The organism is Terriglobus sp. YAF25 (genome assembly GCF_052113305.1).
Classification (GTDB): Bacteria; Acidobacteriota; Terriglobia; order Terriglobales; family Acidobacteriaceae; genus Terriglobus.
Genome location: NZ_JBFRCY010000533.1, coordinates 1 through 6,835, shown reverse-complemented (window position 1 = coordinate 6,835; position 6,835 = coordinate 1). Strand labels below are relative to the sequence as shown.

The 6,835-nt window shown below is 58.3% G+C and carries 7 protein-coding genes; 2 read left to right on the top strand and 5 right to left on the bottom strand.

Translation table 11 applies throughout. The features are described from left to right. Window positions 1–148 precede the first annotated feature (148 nt). From AB4043_RS19570 to AB4043_RS19550, 5 genes are all read right to left on the bottom strand, one after another. A complete protein-coding gene (locus AB4043_RS19570; protein WP_442301592.1) occupies window positions 149–349 on the bottom strand; it encodes a hypothetical protein in 201 nt (66 codons plus the stop codon). Window positions 350–411: 62 nt separating this feature from the next. Then, window positions 412–561 carry a hypothetical protein gene (locus tag AB4043_RS19565; protein ID WP_442301593.1) on the bottom strand — a complete coding sequence of 50 codons (150 nt, stop codon included), beginning with the start codon at window positions 559–561 and terminating at the stop codon, window positions 412–414. 33 nt (window positions 562–594) lie between these two features. Then, the gene (gene bglX / locus AB4043_RS19560) at window positions 595–2,919 is read right to left on the bottom strand and encodes a beta-glucosidase BglX (protein ID WP_442307837.1); all 2,325 of its coding nucleotides are present in this window, start codon (window positions 2,917–2,919) and stop codon (window positions 595–597) included. Between the two features lie 6 nt (window positions 2,920–2,925). Then, entirely contained in the window at window positions 2,926–3,555 is a 630-nt protein-coding gene (locus AB4043_RS19555) for an NAD(P)-dependent oxidoreductase (protein ID WP_442307836.1), read from the bottom strand. 91 nt (window positions 3,556–3,646) lie between these two features. Then, entirely contained in the window at window positions 3,647–4,573 is a 927-nt protein-coding gene (locus tag AB4043_RS19550) for an RNA polymerase sigma-70 factor (protein WP_442301596.1), read from the bottom strand. A 100-nt stretch (window positions 4,574–4,673) separates the two neighbouring features. On the opposite strand from AB4043_RS19550, the gene AB4043_RS19545 reads away from it, so the two are divergent. Continuing rightward, a complete protein-coding gene (locus AB4043_RS19545; protein ID WP_442307835.1) occupies window positions 4,674–4,991 on the top strand; it encodes a hypothetical protein in 318 nt (105 codons plus the stop codon). Between the two features lie 368 nt (window positions 4,992–5,359). Beyond that, the coding region (locus AB4043_RS19540; RefSeq protein WP_442307834.1) for a GAF domain-containing protein at window positions 5,360–6,835 on the top strand (1,476 nt) is incomplete at its 3' end.

Sequence of the window (6,835 nt, the reverse complement as noted above, 5' to 3'; positions counted from 1 at the left end):
GTCCTGTCCTGTGCCTGCGCATACATCGCAGTCGCCACGCAGGCAGCCGTAAGGGTGCAGAGCAGCGGAGAAAGAGGGCGCCTCAGATTCCGTTTGCTGACCATAGAAGCAGTTACTCCATTTCGCGAGCGAGCATTGAACTACAGTCCTAACACAGGTCTTCTGTGCGGTCACCCTCAGTCAGAATCCTGGCCTGCCAGTCAGCGGCCGGAAGGTCAGTACGTGTCGGATAAAAAGGCGGAGAGTCGCGTGGGTCCTTATCCATGGGAGCAATGCCCGTGGTATTGATGAACTGCTTGAGCAGCTTCATCGTGAGTTCGGCTTCGACTGCCGACGACCCGATCGCCATACAGATTGCGTTCTTCGCGCGGGTCCTCGCGATAGCTATAGAGCTCCGATTGTCCCTGCGGCCTAAGGGTTCGGCCGCTTCATCGACGCTCCTGAAGCCGCTTGGCCACCCTCGCCTACTGCCTCGGCGGACGCATTCGTGCTGGCGGCCGCCTGCAGGATGCTCCCCATCACTGTCCCACCGGAAAGACCCACAAACTGTCTGCGATTCAAGATGCGCTCCGTTCTTCTTTCATGGCTAAGGGATTACTGCACGACGGAAAACGTGTCATGCAGCGACGCTGTCGAGCTGTCTCCGGCCCATACATCGAACTCCGACGAGTCGAGTGTCCAGCCATGGGAAGCGGAAGACCAGTAGGTCCGCTCCGGCGCCCCCACAACAAAGCTGACATCGCGCGATTCACCCGGTGCCAGCGTGATGCGCTGGAATCCCTTCAGCTCCCGTACCGGACGTGACGCGCTTCCAGACTTCTGATGGAGATAAAGCTGAACGACCTCGTCCGCCTTCACCTTGCCGGTGTTTTTTACGGTTACCACAGCCGTTACCGGGTCCTTAGTATGGACCTCTTTCTTGCTCAGCCGGAGGTTGGAGATCTCAAAGCTCGCATAACTCAAACCGAACCCGAAGGGATACAGCGGCTCCGTCTGAAGATCCCAGTAGCGTGAGGTGAAATCAGGAGCGCCATATGGTTTGTGAGAGAGGTTGTGGGCGTAGTAGATCGGAATCTGGCCGGCACTGCGTGGCCAGGTCACAGGCAGCTTGCCCGCAGGCGAGACATCGCCAAAGAGAAGGTCGGCGACAGCGTTCCCTGTCTCCGTCCCTCCGAAGTAGCAGTCCATGATTGCGGAGACATGCTGCGAAGCCCATGTCACATCGAGTGGCCGCGTGCTGAAGAGCAGCAGAACGACCGGCTTCCCAGTTGCAACGACCTTCTCCAGCAACTCCTGCTGACGTCCCGGCAATGCCAGCGAGGATCGCGAGGCGTACTCGAAGTCCATCAGAGCTGACTCTCCCAGAGCGAGCACAACAACGTCCGAATCGTTGGCCAGTGAGACAGCGTCGTTCATCGTTGCCTCGGCCTTACTTGCATCCCACTCCGCCTCTGGCTTTGGTCCGATAAGGCCGTCGAACATCGAAGGGAACTGCTTGCGCAACTGAGCTCCCTGGGCAAAGCGCACGTCGGTACCCGGTAGCTTGTTCCGGATGCCCGCCACGATCGTGACCGTATCGGCGGGCTTCGCGGTCAGGCTCCACGGACCGTTCATGTCATACTGCGAATCCCCAAGCGGGCCAATGACGGCAACGCGACGTACCGTCTTCGCGAGAGGAAGAACGCCACCTTCATTGCGCAGCAGAACAGCGCTCTTCGCCTCTGCCTCTCGTGCAAGATCACGATGCTTTGCCAACATGGCCGCGTGCGTGGATTCATTGCCATCCGCGTAAGGGCTATCAAACAGTCCCAAAGCGTACTTCGTTGCAAGGATCGGGCGCACCAGATCGTCAAGCATCGTCGCCGAGACCTTTCCCTCCGCAACAAGCTGCTTCAGGTTCATGAGATACGTGCCGCTTCCCATATCCATATTCACGCCGGCGGTTGCTGCACGGAACGCGGCATCCTTGGCATCGCTGCTGAAGCCATGGGTATAGAGGTCGCCGACAGCGTTCGCATCGCTAACAACAAACCCGTTGAACTTCATCTGGTCACGGAGGATCTCGCGCAGTAGATGCGTATTCCCGGTCGCCGGAACATCGTTGAGGTCCATATACGCGCTCATCACGCTCTTCGCGCCGGCCTCGACTCCCGCCTGGAAGGGAYGCAGATAGACGTTCTGCAGCAGCTCTTCCGGAATATAGGAGGCATCGTAGTCGCGCCCGCCCTCCGCGGCTCCGTACCCGGCAAAGTGTTTCAGCGTGGCCGCAAAGCGAAGAGGTTGGCCCGGCTCTCCCTGGAATCCCTTCACCTGTGCGCGTGCCATTGCGGCTCCGAGATACGGGTCCTCTCCTGCTCCTTCCGAGATCCGGCCCCAGCGCGGATCGCGCGCGATATCGAGCATGGGGGCAAAGGTCCACCGCACTCCCGCGTGTACCGCCTCTTCTGCTGCAATCGACTGAGCCCTGCGCGCCATCTCCGGATCCCAGGAGGCAGCCATGCCCACTGGAACCGGAAACTCGGTGTCGAAGCCATGAATCACGTCGAAGCCGAAGAGGATCGGAATATGCGCCCCCTCCGACACGGYGATCTTCTGCAGTGCATTGATGCGTTTTGGATCAGTGACGAAAAGAATTGAGCCAATCTGTCCCTGGCGAACCTGATCTTCCAGCTTCTGCGCTGGTGCAGGCATCCCCGGCAGTCCTGAAAAATCGAAGACCTGGTTCAGCTGGCCAATCTTCTCCACAACCGACATCTTGGAGAGAAGAAGATTGGCCCGCTGTTCCGGTGTCGTGGATGTCTGGCCGTAAAGCGGCAGCGACGACGCCAGCAAAGCTGCTGCAAGCAAAGGTCGAATCGTCTGGTATTTCACCATTGAATAGCCACTGGTGCCTTTTGCTGATCGGTGAGCGAATTCCATGATGGATCACCGGCCTCTCTTGGCGGCAACTTCACATCCGCTGGAATAATACCTATCTTCTTCTGCCGCGCGAAACGCAACATCCGCCCGCGATATCTTGAAGCCGAATCTTGGCAGATGGCCGATCCGCTCCCGATATCTTCCCGTCCTGGGACGGTCAGTAAGCTGCGGTGGCCGTACGATCGTCCAGTCGAGTCCACTGCCCTGAACAATCGACTCCAGTTCGGCAGAATCTTTTACCACCGATGGAAAGAGCATCCTGCCGAGCAGATAGGTGGGCGGAAAGACCGAATCTTTGAACAGGAATGCGGTCGAGATCAGCACAGCCCGCCGTACACCGCTTTGTTGCATTGCTCCAGTTAATACGGTCGCGAAGTCTCGGAGGAGATGTTCGTCCGACTTCGCAATCGGCACGCGAGGCCCAAAGCCGGAGAGAACGGCATCGTGTCCTTCGAGTACGCGGGCCATGGTCTCCTGGTGCAGCAGGTCCCCGGTGCGAAGATCGATCCGTCCATAGAACGTTTTGAGGGATTCGGGTTTGCGGACGAACGCTGTTACGGCATGGCCCGCTGCCAGCGATTGCCTGATCAGCTCCATACCTGTGCCGCCTGTGGCGCCTAGAATGACAACTCTCACTGTCTCAAATCTCCTGTCGGTACTGCTGCTATGCGCAGATACGCCCTGCACGATAAGACCGGCGAGCACCGCGGCGCGTGACAGCCAGCCTCTACTTCAGCGGCGGCAGATGTTTGAGCTTGTCAGGATTGGTGATGACGTAGATCGACGAAATCAGGTTGTCGCGCACTTCGATGGTCACCACGGAATATGGTTCTCCATTGAAATACGTCACCAGTCCGGGTTCGCCATTGATGCGGGCAAGCCGCTGAACCAGGGTCTTTGGGACAAAGCGTTGCATGCCGCCCAGAATGCCTCTGCCAACCTTGTCGGCGCCGTGGACTGCATTGGGAACAGCTGCCGCTTTGCCTCCGCCATCCGACCGCAGGACTACATCTTCTGTCAGCAAGCCGAGCAGGTCAGTCATCTCCCCGGTCCCGACTGCCTTCAGAAAGCTTTCCAGCAAAGCGTCATGGTCGGGCCGTGCGGCTTTGAAGCGAGGTCGCAGTGTCGCAACATGCTGCTTTGCCCGTTTCAAAATCTGCCGGCAGTTGACCTCACTCTGACCGACGATCGATGCGATCTCGCCGTGCTCGTACTCGAAGACCTCTTTCAGAAGAAAGACGGCACGCTCAATCGGTGTGAGACGTTCCAGTAAGACCAGGAAGGCCATCGAGAGTGACTCATCCACGCGGATCAGGTGGAAGGGATCGCCGCCCGGATCGGTGACGATCGGTTCCGGGAGCCACATACCCGTGTACTCCTCCCGCTGTACCTTTGCCGATTGCAGATGATTGATGCAGAGCCGGCTCAGAATGGTGACAAGGTAAGCCCGCGGCGAGCGGATCTCCTCTTCGCCGGCGGCATGCCATCGCAGGAACGTCTCCTGCAGCATGTCTTCCGCATCAGCAACACTTCCCAGCATGCGATAGGCGATGGAGAAGAGAAGGCTGCGGTACTGATCGAACATTCCGAGCCGTATGGAGTCCTCAACATCACTCAGCGATTCTTCTGGTCCTGGTGTCTGATGGCTGCTCATGGCTCCGCTCCTTCCACTGATTCTCTGGCTCGAAGGCCGGTCTCCTTCGGCGGTGATCGTCTCTACATACAAGACAAACGGGCGGGTTGCGGCGTGACACGTGCTGGTTCAGGCGGCGTTTGCGGGCAGAATGTTGGCGGGCGATGTTAAATCCGCGGTCCTTCATGCCTTTACCGCGAAGGTCCTGGTGCTGTTAGGCGGCAGCCAGGTATTGGCCGCCCTTGTCCTGTTCCTGCAAAGGCGGTGTCCCCTCTGGGTTCCTGTGGCCGCTCTTGGCTTGGTGAGTGCCGAGGTCGTGGAGTTCGCCGCAGGGCATCTCCATCATGTGGCCATCCATGTGCCTTTGGGACTTGCCATCTTCGGAGGAGCGATCCGACAGTTGCTCTGGGCGATTGGTGGCATGGCCCCGGCGAAGTAGAGCATTTTCCCTGTTGCTGGGTATCCCGGAAGGGCGTGCCGCGGCGTTTCATGACGGAAAACGCCCATCGATATGGAAGCCCTGAACTGCACCTACGGGGGAAAATGCTCTAGCGCGATCCACATCTTCGGCTGACCCCAAACCGGACGCCAGTCATGCTGGAGGCGCCTGCCATTGAGGCTCTCTCCCTTCCCACGAAAGCGATTTATGAATGGGAAGTTTCGTTCTGTTAACGATTAGAGTTATAGTTTCACTTTCGATCTGTGGCCGGTCATGAGTGCGCTAGGGATTTGGGATATTCTTACGGGCAATAGCCCCATTTTTAGCGAGGTTCACCCTGCAGTTGTCCAACTCCGGAAGGGCAGTCGATGAGCAAAGCTGAGGTCCCTCGCTGGCCGCAACGCATTCATCAAACCGCCGCCGGTCTTCTTGCGCTCGTTGCTGTGGCGGTACTTTGGGGATGGGCAGCGAACAACGCTCGGCTTAAGAGTGTGGTTATTGGTTGGCCGCGTATGGTGGTCCCCACCGCGGTTTGCTTCCTGCTCGCCGGCATTGCTCTCGGGCTGCTCACATTCGTAAGGGACTCCAGGTCGGTGCGAAGACGTGCGGTTTCCTTCTGGATATCGCAGGGTCTCTCTCTCCTGATCGTCCTGATCGGGCTCATCCGGCTCTTGTCCGCTGTTTTAGGGCGAAATTCGAAGATTGACCATCTCTTCTACATGCGCTCCGGAGCRATGGCGCCGGCAACGRCGATCAACTTTACCCTCCTTGGCAGCGCATTATTTCTTGCAGGTAGGCGTCGTGCCTTTTCATCCTTCCAGACGATGGCGCTGCTGGCCAGCCTGATCGCATGGCTGGCCTTCAGCCGTTTTCTCTATGGAGGCGCACCTCTCATTCCCCAGGACACGTTGGCCGTGCATACCTCGCTGCTGTTTTTTGCGTGGAGTATCGGCCTGTTGTGTTCATGGCCGGAAGACGGATTGATGAGTCTGCTGGTCAGTGACAGCGCCGGCGGTGTGATCGCCAGAAAGCTCCTGATCCCGGCCATGGTCCTCCCCATTGCAGTGGGATGGCTGCAGCTACAGGGACAGCGTGCCGGATGGTACGGCACAGAGGCAGGGCTCTCGCTCTTTGCCTTGTCCAGCGCTGTGACCTTCGGCGCCTTGGTATGGATGACGGCAGCCGCTCTGCATCGTTCTGACCTCAGCCGCAGGAACGGTGAGTGGAAGCTCCTGGAGCAGCTGGCAAGGTTGGACCTGCTCCGCCAGATTACGCAGGCCATCGGGGAGCGCCAGGATATGCAGAGCATCTTTCAAGTCGTGCTTCGCAGCCTGGAAGATAACCTTCCTATCGACTTTGGATGCATTGCTCTTTATGACCGGGCCGGTATGGTGCTGACGGTCGCCAATGTAAGCGTTCGTCAGACAGTGCTTTCAGACCTGAAACATGCCACCATTGGGATTGATGAAAACGGATTCGCACGCAGTCTCGGCGGCCAACTGATCTATGAGCCGGATCTGGATCGACTGACCACACCGTTTCCCCGGCAACTGGTTCAGGGTGGGCTCCACTCCGGCGTAATCGTGCCGTTGATGGTTGAAAATGGGCTCTTTGGCATCCTTATTGCCGCCAGGCGGGAGCCGGAAGGATTCAGCAGCAGTGACTGCGAATTCCTCAAGCACCTTGGAGAACTGATGGCGCTGGCTGCACACCAGGCGCAGATGTACGGCTCGCTGCAACATGCCTATGACGATCTACAGGCGACGCGGCAGACGGTTATGCAACAGGAGCGTCTCCGTGCCTTTGGACAAATGGCCAGCGGCATCGCACATGACATCAACAAC